This window comes from Pseudomonas sp. 22189 (genome assembly GCF_052045635.1).
In the GTDB taxonomy this organism is placed as follows: domain Bacteria; phylum Pseudomonadota; class Gammaproteobacteria; order Pseudomonadales; family Pseudomonadaceae; genus Aquipseudomonas; species Aquipseudomonas parakoreensis.
Genome location: NZ_JBQEPG010000011.1, coordinates 77393 through 100275, shown reverse-complemented (window position 1 = coordinate 100275; position 22883 = coordinate 77393). Strand labels below are relative to the sequence as shown.

The following is a 22883-nucleotide window of genomic DNA, read 5'->3' as shown; positions in this document are numbered from 1 at the left end:
GATCATTCAGGCTGCCTTTTTCCGGGTTCGGCGCTGCGCCAGCAAGAACTGATTGTCAGTAGTGCCCATCGCTTTGTACGCCGTCATCATGTCTTGAGAGCGCTTGATGGTGGACAGCGTAAAACGGGTCAGACGACGCAGGTCTGAGCGAGAGATGGGGGCCAGGGTCTCTGCCGATGTCATATGGTTGATGTTTGGCAGGGAGTTGGCCGGGTAAACGATGTCGGTGCCCAGCGCATCGAATGCATTTTCAGCCCAGCCGGCGCGTTGTTCTACCGCCGATTTCCAGTCATCGAGCATTGTGTCTATTTTCTTGATCTTTACCGGATCAAGGCGGTTTTTGATGTCTTCTGCTTCTACTGCCCGGGCAAACATGTTCAGTGCTGCGGGGATGATCGATATCCACGAAGCCATGAGCCGGCCCATCACGAAGGAGGGGTTGAGTACCGCATCAAGGCCCGGATGAATCAACTCGTCCTTCACGTCCCGCCAGGAGCTGATTTCCTTGGCGCCCGCTCTGATGCCCAGCCCGTGATCAATGGCCTTGACCGAGATCTGCGAGGTTTGCGGAATCAGTGGGCCCGTTCTGAGACCAGCGCTGTTGGCTATCGGATCGATCATGGCCGTGGCGGAGTCGCCGCCAATATTGCCGCCGATCACCCCTCCGGTGGTGGTGTAGGGTGTGGTGCCAGGTACATTGGGCATGATCAGGTCAACCTGCTTGCCGCCTGCGACACCGCCCTCATAGCCGACGACCCCTCTCACGACTTCGCCTGCCATGTTCAGTGCCAGATTCATCGCCACACCTTCCTCATGGAGAATGTTGTGGATTTGCCCCGCCACCTGCGTGGAGTGTCCCTGGACGCTTGAAAGAAAGGCTGAATACAGCATGATCACACTTTCCGCCCTGTTGTTTCCGTCAGGATCCACATAGCGCAGCGGATTGCTACCCACGAACGCAAACCGGTTCGGCCCATCGACATCTCCCGCCGGATCCGCACTGAGCCATCGTTGCAACCACGGCGCGTAATACCGCGCACCGTAGTAATACAACCCGCTGACATCCATTTCCTTGCCTGAATAGCGCAGCGTCTTGTAGTCAACCTCAACAGCCGAATTCGCGCTCATCCACGCGGTCGCACCGAACGGGTAATAGCCTTCGTGGCTGATCAGACGCGCCTGCTGGTCCAGTTCCATCACGCAGGAGCCCAAGTGATCATTGAGGGTGTAACGCAGCTGGTTGTCGGCAACGCCCGGCGGTTTTGCGCTGAGCCAATGCAGGCAAACGACATGGGCACCGCCGGTGGCGAGGCTGATGACGTGCAATTGCTCTGCGTTGTCCTTGCTGCGGATCTCCAGTCCGGGCAGGTAGCGCACTTCGTGGAAATGCCGGGTAGAACCGTTGTAGGTGTCATGGCGTTTGTAGACGCGCACGCCTTGGCTGTAGTGATAAAACTCGGCGTCATCCGCGCCGTTTTCGCGTTTGAGCAGGGTCACCGAGGCCAGTTGATCGCGGGCGTCCCAGCGTAATGTCTGTCCCGGTTGCAGGGCCATCAGGTTGCCGTGGCGGTCGAATAGCTGATCGAAATCCGGTGCGGGATCACCTTCTTTCCAGCGCACACCGCGATTGCTCGCAGCGTCGATACGCATCAACCGGGTCTGGCAGGCGCCCTCGCGCACATGACACAGTTGCGTCAGGTTGCCGCCGTGATCGTAGCGGTAGGTCTGCAGGTAATTGCGCCGGTCGTTGGGATCGCTCGGCTGCGGGCGGCCGGGAATGTCGCCGGGTGCAGCGTCGTCGTAACCGCTGGCGCTGATCAGCCGGTACAGCGAGTCGTAGCTGAAGGTGCGTTCGCCGTCGACCCGCTGGTTGGCGAAATGGCTGGGCGTGAAAGCGTGGTCGAGGATCCGGGTCGGATTGCCGACCGGGTCGTATTCATGCTCGAAGTCCTGCAGGGGCTGCTGCACACCTTTCTGTGCCCATTGCCGTTGCAGAAGCCCGGTGTCCGGCTCATAACGCCAGTAGCGGCTGACAGCATTGCCGGCATGCTGCGCGATGATCTGTCCGGCGGCGTTGAAGTGCGCGTCGAGCACTACCGCTTGCCACGTGGTGTGTCCGGCCAACTGCAGTTGCAGATGCTTGAGCTGACCCGCGAGGTCATAGCGCGATTGCTGGCGGTGGCCGCCGGCGTCGGTCTGTTCCAGCACCGCGTCCAGCGGGCTGAAGATGCGCTGGGTGACAAATTCCCGGGCATCGGTAAAGGTGCGCCGTTCACACCGCAACTGACCGGTCAGGCTGTAGCTGTCCAGGTGCAGGGTGCCGGAAGGGTCGAACTGTTCCAGTAGTCGGCCACGCTGGTTGTGATCGGCCGGGGCACTGGCACCGGCATAGGTGAAGGTGTCGCTGAGCGGGTCGGCGCTGTTGCTGATCGACACCAGGCGCAGCAACTCATCGTAGCGGTTGCGCCAGTGCACGCCGCGTGCGTCCCAGCGCTGCACGGTTTGCCCGGCCAGCCCGGGCAGGCTCAAACGCCAGCCGGCATCAACGCTGCTGACTTTCAGTGGCTGGCCGTTGAGGTCGTAGAGGTGGGTAGTGCTCGGGCCGCTCAGGCGTGGATCGAACTGCGCCACCAGACGCCCGGCCATATCGTGCTGTTGGCGAGCCACCAAGGCCTCGGCCGGTTCATCGGCCCGTGCGCGGAGGTAGGCAACCTGACGCAGCGGCAAGCCGCGACTGTCGATCACGAGGAGCGACGGCGTGCGCCGATGGAGATTGGCGTTCATCAGTGCAGGGTCCAGGGGGATGCCGGCTTCGACTCGACGGATTCGTCGGTGTCGTTGAAGTCTTCACTGGTCTGATACCACGGATGATAAGTCTCGCGAGAAAAATAGCCCTTGGCGTTGATCAACTTGACCGGACGCCCGAGCGGGTCATAGAACAGCTGATCGAAGTAGCCGTACCGTCGCAGCGATTGATCATTGACGTATCCGTGAGTATCGGCAAAAAACGGCCGGAACTGCCGCACGGCCAGGCCTTTGTTGTTGTATTCGACCCGGGCACTGACCCGCCAGCGTGATTCGGCGTGTTCCTCGCGCAACTGTCCGCGATCGACGATCAGCGACCCATCAGCGGCCACCGCACAGGCGATGCCGGGTTCGACCCGTTGCAGGGTTTGCAGCGCGCGGCCAAAACCGTCCACGTAGCTGATGATGATCTGCACTTGTGCCGCCACCGGATCATCGGGATAGCGGTCGGCACTTAGCGTCGCGCTGTGCACCGGTGTGCGCGCAACCGCGTTGATGAGTTCACGCAGTGCCTGTTCGGCGGGTGTCGGCGCCGTCAATTGCGCGAGCCGTCGGCGCGCGCTGGCGCGAATGTGCAGGCTCGGCAACACATCGCCGCTGGCCAGCCATTGGTCAAGCAGCTGCGGCGTTGCGTTGATCGTCGCAGGCAACCGTCCCATCCAGCTGAACAAATCCCTGTGCAAGGTGCTGGCCGCTTTTTGTACGGTCGCTTGCGGGTTGGCGATGGCGGCGTCCGGGCCTGGATCTACTGGGCGGACGTATTCGTCGAGCGGTCGAAAACCGGCGGCGACAGCGTTTTCTGTGCCATGGAAACTGGTCGCAAAAGGTTGGCCGGAAGGTGCATAGAGCGCTTCCTGAATGTTCTCGTTGGCATCGATGATGCGCACGGGCTGCAGGGCATGGCGATCGTATTCGCAGCGGGTGATGCAGCCATCCGGCAGTTGGACGCTGATGACCAGCAGGCGATACTCGTCGTATTGCGCCTCGGTCCAGCCGTGGCTCAGGGTTTCGCGATACGCAAGGACCCGGAAGAAATCCTTGGCCTCGGCGTACTTCGCGTAGTTGTAATGCGCGGACCAGAGGCTTTCTGCGTCCGCATTGATCGCCGAGTCTTCGAACAGCAACGCCATCGGTGTGTAACCGATGTTCGCCAGCTCCTGCAGGATATCGAACGGTGGCGGCACAACGTCGTAGGCGGCGAGGGCCGTCTTGTCAAAGCTGGCCAGTTCCAGCGGCGCTTTCAGCGCTTCGAACCCGGCTGTACCGTCGGGCAGCGGACTGCCGTCTTCTGTCTCGATATAGCGCTGCACGGTTTGTCCGCTCAGCACCCGCAGGGCATTCCACTCGGGCGAGCGGACATGCTCTTTGAGTAATTCCCATGTCACCTGTTGCGGATTGAGGCCCGACGGCAGATCACCTTTGGGCAGCGCCAGCGCATTGCTGCGTTGCTGCCAGGGCAGGCCCAGCCGCCATTGATAGAGCTTGTCGTCCAGATCAATCGCGCGCGCGCGCGTTTCGTTGATATAAAACGACTGCTGCGCCGGGTCATGCGCGTCCCGCCACCACTGTTGCTCGTCGGGGTCGCTGAAAGGTGGCGGATCACCGGGCAGGCGCCGTCGTGCATAACTGATGGTCAGGCTGTGCGTGGCGTGGCCGTATTCGCTGCTGGCAAGCAACACTTCATGACGGCACAACGGGTCGTCAATGAAACCATCGTACTGATAGCTGAGTTTTTCCAGGGTCTGCACCAGCAGCACGGCTGCCGATCCCTGCCGACCTGTGGGCTGGACATCTCGTACCCGATAGCGAAACTCTTCTACCGCACAGAGCCGTGTATTGGCCGGCTCGTCAGTGCCGGTCCAGGTTTCGATGCGGGCGACGGCGCCGACCAGCGCGCGCGCGATTGCATGGCGTACGCCTTCGTCCTCTGGCGTTACGGGTTCATCGTATTCATCGCCGGGGTGATAGCGACTGAAGACGGTGGGTCGCAAATCAACTGCGTCACGGTCACCGTCGAAGTAGCCGTGCCTTGACCGATCCATCGCCTGCCCGGTCAAGAACCAGGTACAGACCCGCACCGGTGCTGTGAAGCCAACCTCGTCATCGCCCGCCGAACGTTCACTGTCGCTCTGCTGCAGGTGACCGAAACCTCGAAACTCACGCTCGATACTGTCGTAGACGCCTTCGCGATAGAGGCACGATTGCGTCAGGCAATTGCCGGTGATTTCATCCAGTTGGCGTTGCCGGCTGACGACTTGAACCGCGAACGGTAACTGGCAGACCGGTATTTCTCCGGGATGATCGGTGAGCCACTGCTGCTTTTCATCCAGCCATTCCTGGGCAGAGCTACGATAGACCACCTGCGTGGCGCAGCCCATGTTGTTGTTGCTAGCGGTCAGCAAGTAAGGCTTGGCCGCGACGAAGTCGTAGCGCCAGTGCTGCGGGGTCATGTGCGGCACCGTCAGGATCAGGCTGGCACAACCCAGCCCTTGCAGATCGGCGAAAGTGACCTGACACAGGCGGTCGTAACTCACGCCTTCCGGCCACGGTACGAAGACGGGCGTCTGTTCCAGGCCATTGCCGCCGCGATTGAGGTAGATCTCGAAGCCGGCGGTTTTCAGATAAAACAAGGCCGGTGCGCCGGAGCCGTCGATGTCGGCGATCCGCAGTTGCTCGACGTTGAATTCGCCATACAGGAAGGGCAGGGCACTGATCACCCGGCCTTGGCCGAATTTGCCATGCCCCAGATTGGGCCAGGATTTGATTTCGTTGTGCCGGATCCGGCACAGCTCGCTCATGTCACTGCCAAGCATGTTGCCCAGAAACACCAGTTCTGTGGGGGCGTTGCCGAACAATGGCAGACTGTCCTCATCGTCTTCGCGAGGCACGTCTTCGGCGCTGGAAAATCCCTGCTCCCGGCGGTTGGCATACAAGCGCACCGCGCGCGGACCGATCAGTGCCAGTGAGTTGAGGCCATCACCGACCAAGTCGCCGAGCTGCGAAAGGGTGTTGAAGAACTCCGGCGGCATGCCGTTAAACGCGATGAATGGCGCCCAACTGCGGTCGGCATTCAACGTGCGATATCCGCTGATGCCCGGTTGGGCAACGCTCCAGTCCAGTCGTCCGTTGCCGGTCAGGTCGAGCAAGATCTGCCGGGCGGCGCCGTCGCGTCTGGCCACCGGGATCTGTTCCAGTTCAGTCCAGGGCGCATAGGTGATGGCGTCAGGTCCCGCCATTGCACGAAGCGGTTCGCGGTAATACCAGCACTGATCGTAGCGGCAGAGAAATCCCGGTACACCTTCACCGTACAGATCGACGCACTGGTAAAACTGCCCATCCTCGATGCCTGGCACAGTGTCTTCGGCGAACATCTGTGTGGGGATTTTATTGATCTCGAAGGGCGAGTAGTCAAACTCCACCGGCGGTGTCGTCTCCAGCGTGCCGCTGGCATCGAAGGCCTGATAGTGAGCGGCGTTGATCCGGTTGTAAGTCCACGGATCAGAGGGCGACGGGTATTCGAGCAGCAGCCGCCGCACCAGCAGTGGATCCTCATCGGCAGGCCGCGAGAAGTTGTGGAACATCAGGATTTGTCGGCACAGGCGTCGCGTGCTCAGCTCGAAACCCTGACCGAAGGTGGAGAACGGATCCTGGCGTTTATCCCAGACAGCCAGGCTGTCGCCAGCGTACACCGGAGCCTCCGTCAGTGAACGGGTGCGCTCGCCGTAGTCGAGCAACAGATGAAAATGCCAATCCAGTTCGGCCGGATCGTCCACGGTCCAGCTGTACAAATGCTGGCTGGCCGTGACGTTGCCATAGAACACCGCGTGCAAGTAACGCTGGGCGCGGTAATCGTGAATCGGGTCGAGGTCCTGATCATCGGCCAGATAGGCGAAGCAGATGTGCTCGCCAAGCGGGTTCATGCTCTCGCACAGCAACCAACTGCCGACGCGATGTGCATCGTCCGGATCGGCCCGGCGTGAGGCGCTGGTCTTGCCGTATACGTGCAGTGAACCGTCCGCGCCGTGGATCAGCCAGAAGGGCGGTTCCTCTGGCTCACCCTGCGCAGTAACGGGCTGCCAGCGTTCGCGCAGGGTAAAGTCGCTCTCTACCCGTGGCCAGAAGCGCACCACGTTATGAGCGCCGACGGGAATGGCATTGTAGCTGTCTTCTACACGTGATTTTGGTGTGCCATCACTGTTCAGTTCGGGGTGCCAGACTTCACCATCGTCACCGATGATTTCATCGAGATCGCTATAACGCGGTACACCTTTTTGAATACTGCGGCTGATCTGTCCAATGCCCAGGCTCCAGCCGATGCCGAACGGTCCGTTGCCGGCCTGGCTGCTGTAAGTCAACGTGAGTTGTGGATCCCAACCGCGTCCGGCGGACAAAGGCAGCGGCAGTTCAAATGAAGCCGCGCCGGTCGCACCGACCGCTCCCCAGCTTTTGCCGATGGTGGTGATCGACGCGCTGCTGGCGATGGACGGGGTGATGATGCTCAGCTCTTGATCGGCCATGGTCGGATCCATTGCACACGTGACACACGTGAGTGCACAGACGCTACCAACAAGTGGGGAGTACGTAACCTGTCAGATCTGACAGGTGCCAAAGGGCTATTGATGTGCTGGGTACAAAAAAGGCCGGCCCGTCAGATGACGGGCCGGCCTTGTTCATGCTGCGAAACGCTTACTGCACTTCTACCGCCAGGCTTTCGGCGATTTTCTGTTGCCAGATCGCCGGGCCGGTGATGTGTACCGACTCACCGTTGCTGTCCACTGCGACGGTGACTGGCATGTCCTTGACCTCGAACTCGTAGATCGCTTCCATGCCCAGTTCGGCGAAGGCCAGCACCTTGGATTTCTTGATGGCCTGGGCCACCAGATAAGCGGCGCCGCCCACGGCCATCAGGTACACAGCCTTGTTGTCCTTGATCGCTTCGATTGCGGTCGGGCCACGCTCGGACTTGCCGATCATGCCCAGCAGACCGGTCTGCTCAAGGATCTGACGGGTGAACTTGTCCATCCGCGTCGCGGTGGTCGGGCCAGCCGGGCCCACCACTTCGTCACCGACCGGATCCACCGGGCCGACGTAGTAGATGAAGCGACCTTTCAGATCCACTGGCAGGGTTTCACCCTTGTTCAGCATCTCGACCATGCGCTTGTGCGCCGCATCGCGGCCGGTGAGCATCTTGCCGTTGAGCAGGACGGTTTCGCCCGGCTTCCAGCTCTGCACTTCTTCCGGTGTCAGGGTGTCGAGGTTGACGCGACGGGCCGATGGGCCGGCTTCCCAGACGATTTCCGGGTAGGCGTCCAGCGATGGCGCTTCCAGCGAGGCCGGACCGCTGCCGTCGAGCACGAAGTGTGCGTGACGGGTGGCGGCGCAGTTCGGGATCATGCACACCGGCAGCGAGGCGGCGTGAGTCGGGTAGTCCATGATCTTCACGTCGAGCACGGTGGTCAGGCCACCGAGGCCCTGGGCGCCGATGCCCAACTGGTTGACCTTCTCGAACAGCTCCAGACGGATCTCTTCGATACGGTTCTGCGGGCCACGGGCTTTGAGTTCGTGGATGTCGATGGACTCCATCAACACTTCCTTGGCCATCACTGCGGCTTTCTCGGCGGTGCCGCCGATGCCGATGCCGAGCATGCCCGGTGGGCACCAGCCGGCGCCCATGGTCGGAACGGTCTTCAGTACCCAGTCAACGATCGAGTCGGACGGGTTGAGCATGGCCATTTTCGACTTGTTCTCGGAACCGCCGCCCTTGGCCGCCACGTCCACTTCCACGGTGTTGCCCGGGACGATGGAGTAGTGGATGACCGCCGGGGTGTTGTCCTTGGTGTTTTTACGAGCGCCCGCCGGGTCGGCGAGGATCGAGGCACGCAGGACGTTTTCCGGCAGGTTGTAGGCGCGGCGCACGCCTTCGTTGATCATGTCGTCCAGGCTCATGGTCGCGCCATCCCAACGCACGTCCATGCCCACACGCACGAACACGGTGACGATGCCGGTGTCCTGGCAGATCGGCCGGTGGCCGGTGGCGCACATGCGCGAGTTGATCAGGATCTGCGCGATCGAATCACGGGCCGCTGGCGATTCTTCGCGCAGGTAGGCTTCGTGCATCGCCTGGATGAAGTCCACGGGGTGGTAGTAGGAAATGAATTGCAGGGCGTCGGCAACGCTCTGAATCAGGTCATCTTGCTTGATCACGGTCATGAGTCGCGCTCCTCTAAAAGACGGGAACATTCAATAAGGTGCTTGCAGCTTGGGTGCATCGGTCGGTTGCAAGCACCTTTCAAGGCACGCCGGGGCTGCTGGCGCGACGCTAAAAAGGCGCGGCAGTATACCGCGCCTCGGTGGTGGGCACACATTGGCTTTTGGTCGGATAAACATTGTGGCGAGGGGATTTATCCCCGGTCGGCTGCGCAGCAGCCGTAAATCCTGTGCACCCGGTTTGTCTGAGGGATTACAGGGGGCCGCTTCGCGCCCCATCGGGGATAAATCCCCTCACCACAGGTCTTCATGGGGCATTGATGGGTCATGCATTTGACGTCAATTTTTGGCGCCGAAAATCGGTGGTCATTTATCGACCGCCCCTCTAAAGTGGCATCCGGTCTGTAGAGTAGGACACTCGGTCAGCCTCCTATCGCACGGTGAGTCAACGATTGACCCATAACGCCATTCAACGTCTTTTGCTCAAACGCTTCGCCCTCGCTGCGGCCACCTATGGATTGGCTTTGCTGCTGCTGTGGCTGGCGTTTTTTACCGGGCATTACCCGCAATCATTGAACAGTGTGGCCATCGGCAGCGCGCTGGTGGTGATCTGCCAGGCCACGTTGTTTGCGCTGTTCTGGTCCGGGCACAATCAGCGCTTTGCCGACCCCAGCCTGACCGAAGCGCAAGTGCTGCTCGGGCTCGGCTGGCAGACCTGGCTGATCGCTCATCTGGACGAAGCACGTGGCGCGTTTCTGGTGTTCTACGTGCTGATCCTGCTGTTCGGCCTGTTTCATTTATCCCGGCGCGCGTTCATTCGTTGCGCGCTGCTGGTGTTCTTCAGTTTCTGTGCGATCACTCTCTGGGACGGCTACCACTTCCGTCTGCCGGATCCGGCAATGGCGGCGTTGCAGGTGTGCATTCTGGCGATGGTCCTGGCCTGGCTGGTGATTTACGCACGCTTTGTCCAGGTCTCACGGCAACGCATGCGCCAGCGCCGGTTTGCCCTGCAGGCGCATCAGGACACCTTGCGCGGCATGATGCGCCAGCTCGAAGATCTGGTGGCCACCGATGAGTTAACCGGGCTGTTCAACCGCCGGCATTTTCTGCGTCTGGCTTCCCGCGAACTCGACGACATGGAGCCGGGTGTGGTTCACGGTCTGGCGCTGATCGATCTCGACCATTTCAAACGCATCAACGATCTGCACGGCCATGCCGCCGGCGATCAGGTGTTGCAGGCCTTCGCCGGTGTGGCGGGTGCCTGCCTGCGTGACGGCGACGTGCTGGCGCGTTACGGTGGCGAGGAATTCGTGGTGTTGCTGCCCGACTGCGATGCCGAACGCCTGACAGCTTGTTGTGAACGCCTGCGCATTGCTTTTACCGACGTCGAGCTGGTAGGCCTGAACGTGCGTAACCTCAGTCTCTCGGCGGGCATGACCCTGCTGGAACTGGGCGATGATCTGGACGACGCCTTGCAGCGCGCCGATCAGGCGCTGTACCGGGCCAAGCGCGACGGGCGCAATCGCTGTGCAGCGGCGTGGGAGAATGTGGATGCCTGAACTTCGGGTCGGTGACCGGCAATGGTCGGTGGCGGCGGGCAGCAATTTGCTCGACGCGCTGAATCAGCACGGCGTCGCGGTGCCTTACAGCTGCCGCGCCGGCAGTTGCCATGCCTGTCTGGTGCAGTGCGTGAACGGCTTGCCCGCCGACAGTCGCCCGGACGCCTTGAGTGCCGAACAGCGCCAGGAAGGCTGGCGGCTGGCCTGTCAGTGCCAGGTCACGCAAGACTTGCAGGTACACACCTTCGACCCGCTCACTGACGGTCGCCCGGCGGTGGTCGAGGCGCTGGACTGGCTCAGTGACAACGTCCTGCGTTTGCGCCTCACCCCACAACGACCGCTGCGCTACAGCGCCGGGCAGCATCTGGTGTTGTGGATCAACCACATCGCCCGGCCGTATTCGCTGGCGAGCCTGCCGCAGGAAGACCGCTTTCTCGAATTCCACCTCGACTGTCGCCAGCCCGGCGAATTCAGCGATGCGGCGCGGCGCCTGCAGATCGGCGACCTGATCCGCCTCGGCGAGCTGCGCGGCGGCGCCCTGCATTACGACCCGGACTGGCACGCGCGCCCGCTGTGGCTGCTGGCCGCCGGCACCGGGCTGGGGCCACTGTTCGGCGTGCTACGCGAAGCCTTGCGTCAGGATCACCAGGGCGCCATCCGCGTCATTCACCTGGCTCATGACGCGCGCGAGCACTATCTGGCCAAACCCCTGGCGGCGCTCGCCGCGCAGCGCGAAAACCTCAGCGTCGAGCTATGGACGGCGGCCGAGTCAGCCGCCGCTTTGGCGCAACTGCGCCTTGTTTCCCGGCAGACCCTGGCCTTAGTCTGCGGCTCGACTGCCAGCGTCGATGCGTTTGCCAAGCGTCTGTACCTGGCCGGACTGCCGCGCAATCAACTGCTGGCCGATGTGTTTTTGTCCCGCCGTTAAGCGCTGAAACTTTTGGGGCACGGCGGAACCCTGTAGTGAGGGGATTTATCCCCGATGGGCTGCGCAGCGGCCCCAGGATTTTATGAGTGCTGCGCACTCAATCGGGGATAAATCCCCTCACCACAGAAGTTTTGCCTCACCAAAAAAGAACTTTGTCAGCCCTTTTTAATGTTGAGTAACGCTGATGACCGAAGCCATCCTGCTGGAACGCGAACGCGGTTTGCTTACCCTGCGCCTCAACCGCCCGGACAAGAAAAACGCCCTGACCCGCGCGATGTACAGTCGCCTTGCCGAGGCCCTGAAGCAGGCCGACAGCGATCCTGAAATCAATGCCGTGCTGATCACTGGCAGCGCCGAATGCTTCACCGCCGGCAACGACATCGCCGACTTCATCCAGCAACCGCCGAGCGACCTCGACAGCCCGGTGTTCCATTTCATGCTCAATCTGCTCGAATGCCGCAAACCGGTGATCGCCGCCGTGGCCGGCGCGGCTGTGGGCATCGGCACCACGTTGCTGCTGCATTGCGATCTGGTCTACGTCAGCCGCGATGCGCGGTTGCGCATGCCGTTCGTCAACCTGGGGCTGTGCCCGGAGTTCGGTTCCAGCCTGATCCTGCCGCGTTTGCTCGGGCAGGCCAAAGCGGCCGAGTTGTTGTTGCTCGGCGAAGGCTTCACGGGGGAGCAAGCGGCGCAGTGGGGCATCGCCAGCGAGGCGCTGGGCAGCGGCGAAGCGGCGCTGAACAAGGCGCGGGAGATGGCGTTGCGTTTCGATGAATTGCCGCCGGACGCGGTGCGCATCAGCAAGCAATTGATGAAGGCGCCGGATCGCGACTTGATCCGTAAGGTGATCGAGGAGGAGGGCGCGCTGTTTACTCAGCGCTTGCGCTCGCCGGAGGCGTTGGCGGCGTTGACCGGGTTTATCAAGCGGCATTGAGATTTTCGCTGGCCGGGCTGGCCTCATCGCTGGCAAGCCAGCTCCCACAGTTTTTGTGGTGGATGCAAGATCTGTGATCACCGCCTAGCCCTGTGGGAGCTGGCTTGCCAGCGATGAGGCCAGAGCCGATACAAAATCTGTTGGATCAGAATGCAAAAAGCCCCGGCACTCACATGCCGGGGCTTTTGGTTTTCAGCGAATCACTCAGACCTGCGGGTCGCCCACGTGCAGGATCTTCATGCCGTTGGTACCACCGGTGGTGTGGTAGCTGTCGCCCTTGGTCAGGATGACCCAGTCGCCTTTTTCCACGACGCCGCGCTTGACCAGCTCGTCGATGGCTTTCTGGCTGACTTCGTTCGGGGCCAGCGAAGCCGGATCGAACGGAACGGTGTACACGCCACGGAACATCGCCGCGCGGGCCTGGGCTTCGCGGTGCGGGGTGAAGCAGTAGATCGGCACCGACGAACGGATACGCGACATGATCAGCGGGGTGTAGCCGCTCTCGGTCAGCGCGATGATCGCCTTGACGCCCGGGAAGTGGTTGGCGGTGTACATGGTCGCCAGGGCAATGCTCTCGTCGCAGCGCTCGAATTCCTTGCCGATGCGGTGGCTGGAGGTCTTGCTGGTCGGGTGCTTCTCGGCGCCAACGCAGATGCGCGCCATGGCCTGCACTGCTTCCAGCGGATAAGCGCCGGCAGCGGATTCGGCAGACAGCATCACGGCGTCGGTGTAGTCGAGCACGGCGTTGGCCACGTCGGACACTTCGGCGCGGGTCGGCATCGGGTTCTGGATCATCGACTCCATCATCTGGGTCGCCACGATCACCGCTTTGTTGTGGCGGCGTGCGTGCAGAATGATCTTCTTCTGAATGCCCACCAGCTCGGCGTCGCCGATTTCCACACCGAGGTCGCCACGGGCAACCATGACGGCGTCGGAGGCCTTGATCAGACCGTCGAGGGTTTCATCATCGGCCACGGCTTCGGCGCGTTCGATCTTCGCCACCAGCCAGGCAGTGCCGCCGGCTTCGTCGCGCAGTTGACGGGCGTAGTTCATGTCGGCCGCGTCACGCGGGAACGAAACGGCGAGGTAGTCGACTTCCATTTCGGCGGCGAGCTTGATGTCGGCCTTGTCTTTTTCAGTCAGGGCTGGCGCGGTCAGGCCGCCACCGCGACGGTTGATGCCTTTGTGGTCGGACAGCGGGCCGCCGATGGTCACGATGCAGTGCAGTTCGGTCGCGGTGGCGGTCTCGACGCGCATCACTACACGGCCGTCGTCGAGCAGCAACTCGTCGCCCACGCCGCAGTCCTTGACCAGATCCGGGTAGTCGATGCCGACCACTTGCTGGTTGCCTTCGGTCAGCGGATGGCTGGTGGAGAAGGTGAACTTGTCACCGATCTTCAGCTCGATGCGCTTGTTGGCGAATTTGGCGATACGGATTTTCGGGCCTTGCAGGTCACCCAGCAGGGCAACGAAGCGGCCGTGCTTGGCCGCGAGGTCACGCACCAGCTTCGCGCGAGCCTTGTGCTCGTCGGGGGTGCCATGGGAGAAGTTCAGACGGGCGACGTCCAGACCAGCCAGAATCAGCTGTTCGAGAACTTCCGGCGAGTTACTGGCCGGGCCAAGGGTAGCGACGATTTTGGTACGACGGACGGACATGCAAAGACTCCTCAGGTTCAAGCGCTCGCAGAGGCTACTACGCTCTTTGGGTGTAGTCATTGTTCGTTTGCACTACTTATTGTTTTCTTTATTGAACGCGACAATCGGAGCAAAGGGCTCTGAAGATTTCTCGCCCGAGGTCGATAATGATCACAAGACAGGAGAATACCCCATGCGATTCGTGCCCATTGCCGCCCTTGCCCTCAGCGTCCTCGCCGTCACGGGCTGCACCCGTTGGTCGATGAACCATCATCTGAACAACGCCTACAGCGCCTATGACCGGGGCAATTGCGAGCAGGTGATGCTCGAACTGTCCAAGGTCGAACGCGCCAGCCGGGCCCGCCCGTATGTGTGGCCGGAAGTGTCGATGATGCGCGGCCAGTGCCTGGAACGGCAGAAAATGTACATCGACGCCGCGCAGACCTACCAGTTCATCATCGCCTCGTACCCCAACAGCGAATACGCCTTCCGTGCTCGCGCGCGCCTGGAAACCCTGCAGAGCCTGGGCCATTACCCGACGCGCAGCGCAGCGGCCGTGCCAGGTCCGCAACGCTTCTGATGCCGGGTGTCATACAAACGCTGGCTGACTGTACAAGCTGAGCTATAGTCCAGTGATCCGGTTCGCGCCTGGCGTCTGAACCGGGGCAACACCTGCGACTGGTAGAGGTTGAGGTGATGGCGTATTGGCGACCGTCACACCGGGAGCGGGGAGAGCGTGTCTGCGAGACGGGCACGTTCCGAAGCAAAGGTGCGGCTCTGTGATGGAGCCTTGCATGGCGTACTGCGCATGTTTACCGACCGCCGAATCGAACGGCATCAACTGCCGTACTTCCTCCGGGTGTACAACAGCGTCACCGACAAACCCATCGGTTTTCTGGGCAACGTGTCCGAAGACGGGCTGATGCTCATCAGTCAGTTGCCGATGATGCTCGGCGCCGAATTCCGTCTACGCCTGAAAATCCCTGCCAGCGATGCTTGCCAGCAGGTGATCGACCTCAACGCGTGTTGCCTGTGGTGCCAGGAAGACGCCACACCGTTGCATTACGATGCCGGCTTCAGCCTGCAATGCCCGCCTCCGGAATACGGGCAACTGGTCGAGGCGCTGCGCCAGTACTTCAGCTTCCAGCCATTGCCGGCTTCGGCCTGACTTCGGCGGCGCTCGCACGATTGCCATCGCGGGCAAGCCCGCTCCCACAGTGTCCTCGGTTGATCAAAGCGTTTGTGCACACCACAAATCCCTGTGGGAGCGGGCTTGCCCGCGAATGCATCAGCCCAGACAACGTCTATTCATGAGCTAACCCACAGCAATCGCCCGCTCACTGTCCAGCGTCTTCTCCGCCGCAACGGGGAACATCTGCATGCCGCGATCCACGGAATTGCGCGAGGGTGGCGGCTGGACGCAGGTTAGTCGACCGGGGGAAACCATCACCCAAAACCGGCGCGCCCGAAGGCGACCTGTGACAGCCACCATCGAGTGCGGGGATAGGGAATACCCGACTTGATGACGCTTATGCACATTGGTGAAACCCCCGGGCGACTGAACCCGACCACTGATTGGCAGCGGCACGGATCACGTTACGGGGCATCGGCAAGGTGCACAAGCCGGTGGGTTCTGGCGGATTTGTAGGCAAAGGCGCAAGGCGTTGTAGCCTCTCGGCACACTGGAGAAATACGGCGAAATACTCATTACCGTTTGTCAGGACTGTCAGATTTTACAGGTAGGCGACCGGGCGCTTCAGGCGTATCAATTCCTTACGCCATATCACTGTTGGCATCACCCGAGAGCGCTTTCATGGCACACGATAATGAACAACCCGGTCTTGGCAATACCTCCGAAATCACTCCTGCGACTAATGTCGATGAACACCTGAAGGCGCGACCTACACCTCTTTTTCATTACCCCAGGGATGGCTACGTGCTGGTATCCCCTGTGTATTTTTATGTTGATGCGGGCGAATTTGGCGTTCACGAATACCAGTTGGACGACCAGTATGGAGGTCAGCGGTATTCGGGGCATACAAATGACTTGGGCAGATTGTACAGAAGCGTACCCGCCACCAACCGTAACGGAAGGGGCCATTTCGGTTTCCGAGCGAAAATCAGGAACGAATGGCAACCGTGGGGGTATGTGGCGTTTGACATCGCAGCCAAACCGCAGATCACGTCCTTCCAGAATGGCGGGCAGTTGGGGGCCAGGCCCTTTATCAGCGGTACCAAAGACTCCAGGGCGTCGGCGGTTGTTCAAGTATCTTTTGATAACGGTTCGACTCTTAGTGTAAACGTGCCAACCCCAGGTCAATGGACTTATCAACATACGATGGACCTCACTCCGGGGTCGCATATCGTCTCTGTCCAGTACTACATCCCTTGGGGAGAGCAGGAAACCGGACGTACGGACTACCGTTTTACAGTCGTTTATGATCCTGCGCTGATCACTCTGCCTAAAGCGAATGATGTGATACGTGAACCTAGACCAGAAGTCTCTGGAACGGGGCGCAACGATGGGGTAACGGTCACTGTTTACAGAGAGGGCGCGGCGGGGGGAGCCTACGGATATGCAATCGTCAGAAATGGCTCATGGAACGTCAGGCTCAGTCAGGATTTGCCCGAAGGCAGCTTCGTCTTTCATGCTGATTCAAGCTTCCAGGGCACGCACATCGGATATTCGAACAAGGTACCGGTGACGGTCGACTTGCGGCCTGCCATCCCCGTAATAACCTCTCCTGCAAATGCTTCAACGCAAGCGATGACCTTTACTGTGTCAGGTAACAGGGGCGAGGCAGGGGCCAGAGTCATTTTGTTTGAAGACAGGGGTGTCACCCCAGTGGGCCAAAGCGATGTGTTGACGGGAGAGCTATGGAGCGCATCCGTCACGTTGCCCCCCGGGGCTGCTCCTCTGATTGCCAAGCAATTCAAAGGCGATCATGAGTCGGGTCGGAGTGAGGTGCGGCTGTTCAAAGTCCGCCCGCCAGCACTGACCTCCGTCAGCGTCACCAATCCAACCCTTACCACCATCGAGTTTTCCGGTGCAGGGCTTACCAACGCCACAGTCGAGATCACGATTGTCAAAGGCCCGGCAGGTGCGACGCTGCCACCTGCCGTAGTCGTGACCGCAGGCAGTTGGAGAACAACTTCACAGAACTGGCCCATCGGCGACTACGATCTGAAGATCGTGCAGAAGGTTTCCGATAACGCCGGGGGCTGGATTCCCTCGCATGAGTACCTGTTCAAAACTTCATCGGAACTGCCTCCGCCCACGGAGGTGACTTACACCGTTTCCAATTACACCCCCACCTTCACCGGAAAGGGCGTTACCAACGCATCGGTCGAGGTTACCGACGAGGCCAATGGCAATGCGGTTGCGCCGGCAACCACCGTCACGGCGCAAGGCTGGTCGACCCGGGCTTTTCAAGCCTGGGCGCCAGGTTCGACGCGCACGGTACTCATCCTGCAGAAACTGGGTAATGCGGAGTCGGATGCGGTAAAGCGGATCATCAATATCGACCGTTTTCCAGCACCGACTGACCTGTCTTATACGGTGGTCGATTACACGCCGATCCTGTCTGGCAAGGGGGTCAGTGGCGCGACCGTGCACGTGACGGACAAGGCAAGCGGAGTGGCGATTGCGCCGCCGGCATCGGTCACGGCTCAGGTTTGGTCGGCACAGGCATCTGCACGCTGGGAACCGAATACCACCAAGGTGGTGCTGTTGGTGCAGAAGGACGGTGCGCTGGCTTCCGACCCGGTGGAAATGACGATCACCGTGCCGCTGCTGGCCCCCATCATCACTGCCGTCGAGGACGATGGACTGTCACCGAAAATCTCCGGCACCTGCTGGCCCGGCGCGACGCTGAGCCTGAAGTACAGCGACAGTGCGACCGAGCACCGGCCGGTAGGCACCAGCGGTACATGGACCTTCAAGCGCGACGCGGGATTCGCCCCGGACAAGCAGCACACCGTGACGGTGATCCAGACGGTTGCCGGACGCCCGTCACCGCCGGCCTCGCAAATGTTCTCGGTCAGCCCGGAAAAACCGGTCATCACCGAGCCGGATGAAAACGCAGACACCCACTACGACATGACCGTGCGCGGTATCAACGGCTATAGCGGTGCGACGTTGCAACTGCGGGACGCGCAATTCGGGCGGAATCTGGGTGAGCCGAAACAGCTGACCACTCATAACGCTTGGTTCATCGAACTGAAAAAACTCGAGTTTCGCAAATACCAGATCGATGCCGTGCAAACCATTGCTGGCAGACCCTCTTTGCCCAGTGCCGTGCGCAGCTTTTTTGTCGTGCTGGTGCCGCCGGTCATCGAGGTGCCGGCGCCGAATCAATCGCTGGCCCGTACCTCGACGCTTTCGGGCACCGCCGAACCCTTTGGTCATGTGACGATCCGGCGTGAAAATTCGAGTGAAATCCTGCTCGATAAAGTCCCGGTCGACTCTTTGGGAAAATGGCGTGCGGAGGTAACGGTGCCGGTCGGCAATTACACCGTAAAAGGCCGGCAATTCCTCGAGACCCACGAGTCAAAGGAAAGTGCTCCGCGCACTTACAAAGTGGTGCCTGCCGCCCCGGTGATCGAAAGCCCCGGACGAGGCGTGCACGTCGGTCGTCAGGTCGTTGTGTCCGGCTTCGGCTATCCGGGTGACACCGTTCTTGTGACGCTGACAGGCAATGGCGGCACGGTGCGAGCGAGCGCTCCGGTGCTTGACGACCGTACCTGGTCATTGATGCTTGAAACGGGGCAGTCCCTCGGCCCCGCGGATCTGGTGGCGGTGGCTTCGCGTGATGATTTCGAATCTGCCGCCTCGGCTGCACTTCCCGTGGTATTGGGCACATATTTGCCAACTATCGATGAACCGGCGCCAGGGTTCTGGGTAGAAAATCCGCTGCGCTTCGTCGGCAAGGGACGCACGGGCGTCGGGCGCGTAGTGCCCTGGTTCAACCCTGAAACCGCGCTGAGCGCAGGCATTGCCGTCACTGCTCAAGGCTGGCGCGGCGAGGCAACGCAACCCCAGCTCCCGGGCGGCCAGTGGTGTCGATTCCAACAAACCATCACCGACGCAGCGGATGGCTCGACCGTATCCGACTGGGTTGAAAGCGAGCGTTTCGAGATAACGTCGATTGCTCCGGGAGCCCGACCATGACCGAGCCTTTGATCCGCCCAGTGCAGCAGTGGCTGAAACAAGTCTTCAGTGACGAACAGCGGGAAAGCTACGCCGATTTTTGTGAACACCTCGAAAACGGTGGTTCGATTTTTCCGCTGGTCGAGCAAGGCGTTCAGGGGCTGGTCAGGCATTACCGGTTGAACCCCGACGATGCGCAGACTTTTTTACGCAGAGCCAACAGCCTGGCTGTGTTCGTCCGGCGCCGGTTCATCGAACACTCGTTGAGCGGTTCGAACGCCCGGGTTACCCGGCCCGACAGCGGTCTGTTGTCGAGGGTCGATGGGCCGAGCTACGAGCAGCTGTTCTCGCCAGATTTCGATGCCTTGTGCCCGCCGCAGGCACTGGAGTCAATCGTCTCCCCGGTGGCCTACCTGATTGAGCTGTTGCGCTGGATCGAGGAGAAAATATACCCCGTTGGCAGCGCCGATAAGCTCGATTTGCATGAGCGTCGTCAGGATCTGAATAGGCTGCTGGTTGACTTCAATGCCGTACATCAGGCGGTGTCGGCGCTGGACATCATCGTTCCGGTGCTCGAGACGTTCATCAAGGAAAACGATAGCGCTACAGACCTCGAAGAGGCGTTGATCCAGACCCGTTATCCCAACGGTCTGCCGTACCACCAGCATTGGGTCACGCTTGATTTTGTCGCCCGTGAACATGGCCTGTCGGTGGGCGATATCGTCCAGATGGTGGATCTGGCCTATCCCTACTTCCTGCAGCCCGAGCTGTGGGACAACGATGCAGGTCGCGCCTTCACCCATGCGTCGCGGTTGGGGCCTTACCAGCGTGAACTGTTGACGGAAGCGCCCACTGACGAGGCAAACAAACTCGAATATTACCAACGCAACTTTGGTACGACCGGAGAAGATTGGCAGGACCTCAATCAGGTGAAGTTCTTTGGCCAGCAAACAGGGCTGGACACCCGTGATATCGAGTCGTTGCTGTCGATTCGCGAATTCGCCCCGACGCGTTCGGCCAACGTCACCGTGTATGAGAGCGAGCAGCCGGGCGCTGACGAGAGCCAGCGATCCGGCTCGGTATATCTCAATGCCGCGACCAGCCCGGCACTCGGCATTGCTTACAGTGAAGACGGCGCAACTTTTCTGCATCGTTTTACACAAGCCCCGGCCACCATTGACCGCTACGAACGAATGAATCGCAAGTTGCGCCTGGATCGATGGCTGGAGCTGCCCAGCGAGCAGGTGGACGCGTTGTTGACGGCAGCGATCAGGGCAGAGACACGTCAGGCGAAACTGGCAAACCCGTGGTGGATTTCCACTCATCAGGTGCAGGCCCTCGGCTTGTTTCAGTCGCTGCGTGAACGTTATGGCTGTTCGGCAGAGGACTTCGCGGTATTTATCGATGAAATCCCGATTTACGGCCGTGCCGATGCCCTGTCATTGTTCGATCGTACCTTCAACAGCCAGGGCAATTATCGTCAGCCGCTGGTGCTGGACGGCGAAACATTTGCGACGCTGCCGGCGCAGTCTGGGGCGGAACTGACGATCAGCCAGTTATGCAGCGGATTGGCTATTGATCTGCAGACTTATGCCTACCTTGCGGTCGCGATCGAACGGGCACATGGGTTCAACAGGACGCTCTGGCGCACCCCGGCAGTCATTTCGAGTTTCTTCCGATTGGTGAAGTTGCCACGATTATTGGGCATTACCCCGGTCGAAGGGGTGCTGATGCTGACCCTGTTGGGTGGCGAGCGCTGGGTCGACGGGCTCGCAGGCGTACCGCGCCTGTACACACGCCTCGAAAGCGAAACCCCACCGGATGTGCTCAATCTGATTGATGCCCTGCACGCCTGTGTGTCTTGGTGCAGGGAACGCGAAATCCCTGTGCTGTGGATGTTGAATCAGGTGGCACCGCTGCAGGCCCTGGCGGTGGCTACGCAGGCTGAGCGTCGGTTGTTTGAGCAGATTCTCAACCTGCTGCCGGCGACGCTGTTCAACAATGCCGGATTGTCGATGGCTGGCGTACCCTCGCTGGAGGGGCTGGACTGGCTGCAATTGCTGACCAAACTGGTCGACCACAGGGGTTTGATCATCGATCTGCAATTACCCGAGGCCCAATACTTGAGCCTGGCCCGGGAAATTTTCGACCAGGCCATCAGAGAAGGGCTGGGCGAGAACGATGCCAGTGTTCGGGGCGCGCTAGTCGAGCGAATGCTCGGCGTGCTGTTGCAGGCGCGGGAAGCGCAGGTCTCGGTCGCCAGGGAGTGTCTGGTGGCGTACACCGGCCTTGATATCGAACGCGGATTGCTGATGCTGACCTGGGCACAGTCCACGGTTTATCAATTGTTGTCTCAGGTCAGCGCACGTGCCGATCATGATGCCGCTGATGCGCTCAGCCACGCTGCGCGTGCTTCTGAACAGCCCGACCCGCTGCTGAACTTGTTGGCTGATGTGCGACGTCGCAGCGCCGTGACGAACCAGCTGGATCTGTCTGCGGTGTTGCTCGAAGACTTTCTGCAATACGGCCACAAGGCCTGGATGGCTCAGAACGATCGACATCAGCTGTCGATTCGTACCCTGTATTACCTGAGCACGCTGGGTCGGGCCTTCGAGCTGAGCGAGCAGCCGGCCGGCAAACTGCTCGACTACCTGCGACAGGTCAATGCATTGCCCAGCCCTCTGACAGGCGATGCGTTGCGCCTGGCACAGGAAGCGGCCGCGTTGCGGCTGGCGACGTTTTTCGACTGGAGCGTGCAGGAGGTGCGTGAGTGTGTCAGCCGCATCGACCCGACGTTGAAGATTCTCAAGACACTGCCCCAGCTCGATTTGCTGATGCGCGTCCGCGTATTGGCCCGGGACAGCGGCATGGACGCCCTGACGATTTTCCTCGTGGGAAACCTGCCGCAGACCGTAGACCGGAATGCTTATCGAGTTGCTGCCGAGCGCTCGCTGTTCAGCCTTTCAGACAACCGTGAGTCGGTGGGCGCCTTCGCCGATGAGGTAGCGCAACCGCTGGTCACCATGACCTGTGTTGTAGACAAGACTGAGGTGGTGGCCGGCAAAGACGACGAGAAAGTGATGTTTACCGTGACGCTGCTCGATGCCGACAAGCGGCCATTGAGGGGGGTCAACGTGTACTGGCAGGTGAGCCTCGGCACGCTTGCGACCAAAGCCACCGATGTCGACGGAACGGTATCGGTCGAGTATCTGCCGGGCAAGGTCATGGGGCAGGAAACGCCACTGTTCTGGCTTGACCTGATCGACGCGCAACCGGCTCCGACCATCAACATCTCCGATGACCCCTTGACGCTCTTCTTCCCGGGACCATTAACGTCTCTGGTGCCGCTGGAGCCGGTTCCTGCGGGGCAGGAAGTCGCGTTGTACGCCACGCTGCGCGACAACTATCGAAACCCCGGGCGTAACCGTCTGGTGCGCTGGTTTGCCGTACCCGTCAGCGGCAGTAGCGGCTCGGCGGTAATCCGTCCCGAACAGAATTATGCCGATGCCGAGGGGATTACGCGGGTGTACGTGTCGAGTTCGTCCGGGGGCACGTTCACTATCAGCGTGCGCTGCGAAGCCAATAACCGCGAAATAGATTTTGACCCGGTCACTTTCACCGAAGCACCGATTCTCCAATGACAGCGTTGGTTGACGCAGCGTCAAC

11 protein-coding genes are annotated in these 22883 nt (G+C 60.7%); 7 read left to right on the top strand and 4 right to left on the bottom strand.

Annotation, left to right across the window (positions count from 1 at the left end):
* Positions 1–6 precede the first annotated feature (6 nt).
* The 3 genes from ACTJKS_RS13960 to ACTJKS_RS13950 form a co-directional block, all read right to left on the bottom strand.
* Complete coding sequence (locus ACTJKS_RS13960; protein ID WP_108183638.1) at positions 7–2784, bottom strand: RHS repeat domain-containing protein; 2778 nt, start codon at positions 2782–2784, stop codon at positions 7–9.
* Positions 2784–7322, bottom strand: a complete 4539-nt coding sequence (locus ACTJKS_RS13955) for a SpvB/TcaC N-terminal domain-containing protein (protein WP_262948236.1) — start codon at positions 7320–7322, stop codon at positions 2784–2786. The genes ACTJKS_RS13960 and ACTJKS_RS13955 overlap by 1 nt, the downstream gene beginning before the upstream one ends.
* Positions 7323–7491: 169 nt before the next feature.
* Entirely contained in the window at positions 7492–9015 is a 1524-nt protein-coding gene (locus ACTJKS_RS13950; protein ID WP_027612504.1) for a fumarate hydratase, read from the bottom strand.
* Between the two features lie 449 nt (positions 9016–9464).
* Between ACTJKS_RS13950 and ACTJKS_RS13945 the strand changes: the two genes are divergently transcribed.
* The 3 genes from ACTJKS_RS13945 (at position 9465) to ACTJKS_RS13935 (ending at position 12433) form a co-directional block, all read left to right on the top strand.
* Positions 9465–10571 carry a GGDEF domain-containing protein gene (locus tag ACTJKS_RS13945; protein ID WP_108183636.1) on the top strand — a complete coding sequence of 369 codons (1107 nt, stop codon included), beginning with the start codon at positions 9465–9467 and terminating at the stop codon, positions 10569–10571.
* Positions 10564–11499 (top strand): iron-sulfur-binding ferredoxin reductase, encoded by a 936-nt coding sequence (locus tag ACTJKS_RS13940; protein ID WP_108183635.1) that lies wholly within the window; start codon positions 10564–10566, stop codon positions 11497–11499. The genes ACTJKS_RS13945 and ACTJKS_RS13940 overlap by 8 nt, the downstream gene beginning before the upstream one ends.
* 184 nt (positions 11500–11683) lie before the next feature.
* Positions 11684–12433: an enoyl-CoA hydratase-related protein gene (locus ACTJKS_RS13935; protein WP_108183634.1), complete on the top strand. Its 750-nt coding sequence runs from the start codon at positions 11684–11686 to the stop codon at positions 12431–12433.
* A 204-nt stretch (positions 12434–12637) separates the two neighbouring features.
* On the opposite strand, the gene pyk is transcribed toward ACTJKS_RS13935, so the two are convergent.
* Positions 12638–14089, bottom strand: coding sequence for a pyruvate kinase (gene pyk / locus ACTJKS_RS13930; RefSeq protein ID WP_041068487.1), 1452 nt, complete (start codon positions 14087–14089; stop codon positions 12638–12640).
* Between the two features lie 172 nt (positions 14090–14261).
* On the opposite strand from pyk, the gene ACTJKS_RS13925 reads away from it, so the two are divergent.
* The 4 genes from ACTJKS_RS13925 to ACTJKS_RS13910 all read left to right on the top strand — a co-directional run bounded on the left by ACTJKS_RS13925 (position 14262) and on the right by ACTJKS_RS13910 (position 22858).
* Positions 14262–14648, top strand: a complete 387-nt coding sequence (locus ACTJKS_RS13925) for a tetratricopeptide repeat protein (RefSeq protein WP_047296095.1) — start codon at positions 14262–14264, stop codon at positions 14646–14648.
* 228 nt (positions 14649–14876) lie between these two features.
* Positions 14877–15236 (top strand): PilZ domain-containing protein, encoded by a 360-nt coding sequence (locus ACTJKS_RS13920; protein ID WP_108183633.1) that lies wholly within the window; start codon positions 14877–14879, stop codon positions 15234–15236.
* A 645-nt stretch (positions 15237–15881) separates the two neighbouring features.
* Complete coding sequence (locus tag ACTJKS_RS13915) at positions 15882–19238, top strand: hypothetical protein (protein ID WP_142579956.1); 3357 nt, start codon at positions 15882–15884, stop codon at positions 19236–19238.
* A complete protein-coding gene (locus tag ACTJKS_RS13910) occupies positions 19235–22858 on the top strand; it encodes a Tc toxin subunit A (protein ID WP_108183630.1) in 3624 nt (1207 codons plus the stop codon). The genes ACTJKS_RS13915 and ACTJKS_RS13910 overlap by 4 nt, the downstream gene beginning before the upstream one ends.
* The last annotated feature ends 25 nt before the right edge of the window (positions 22859–22883 follow it).

What these genes read in the sequence shown, in the direction of transcription:
- ACTJKS_RS13960 (WP_108183638.1), bottom strand. Translation starts at nt 2,784, where the DNA reads ATGAACGCCAATCTCCATCGGCGCACGCCGTCGCTCCTCGTGATCGAC.
- ACTJKS_RS13955 (WP_262948236.1), bottom strand. Translation starts at nt 7,322, where the DNA reads ATGGCCGATCAAGAGCTGAGCATCATCACCCCGTCCATCGCCAGCAGC.
- ACTJKS_RS13950 (WP_027612504.1), bottom strand. Translation starts at nt 9,015, where the DNA reads ATGACCGTGATCAAGCAAGATGACCTGATTCAGAGCGTTGCCGACGCC.
- ACTJKS_RS13940 (WP_108183635.1), top strand. Translation starts at nt 10,564, where the DNA reads ATGCCTGAACTTCGGGTCGGTGACCGGCAATGGTCGGTGGCGGCGGGC.
- ACTJKS_RS13935 (WP_108183634.1), top strand. Translation starts at nt 11,684, where the DNA reads ATGACCGAAGCCATCCTGCTGGAACGCGAACGCGGTTTGCTTACCCTG.
- pyk (WP_041068487.1), bottom strand. Translation starts at nt 14,089, where the DNA reads ATGTCCGTCCGTCGTACCAAAATCGTCGCTACCCTTGGCCCGGCCAGT.
- ACTJKS_RS13925 (WP_047296095.1), top strand. Translation starts at nt 14,262, where the DNA reads ATGCGATTCGTGCCCATTGCCGCCCTTGCCCTCAGCGTCCTCGCCGTC.
- ACTJKS_RS13920 (WP_108183633.1), top strand. Translation starts at nt 14,877, where the DNA reads ATGTTTACCGACCGCCGAATCGAACGGCATCAACTGCCGTACTTCCTC.
- ACTJKS_RS13915 (WP_142579956.1), top strand. Translation starts at nt 15,882, where the DNA reads ATGGCACACGATAATGAACAACCCGGTCTTGGCAATACCTCCGAAATC.
- ACTJKS_RS13910 (WP_108183630.1), top strand. Translation starts at nt 19,235, where the DNA reads ATGACCGAGCCTTTGATCCGCCCAGTGCAGCAGTGGCTGAAACAAGTC.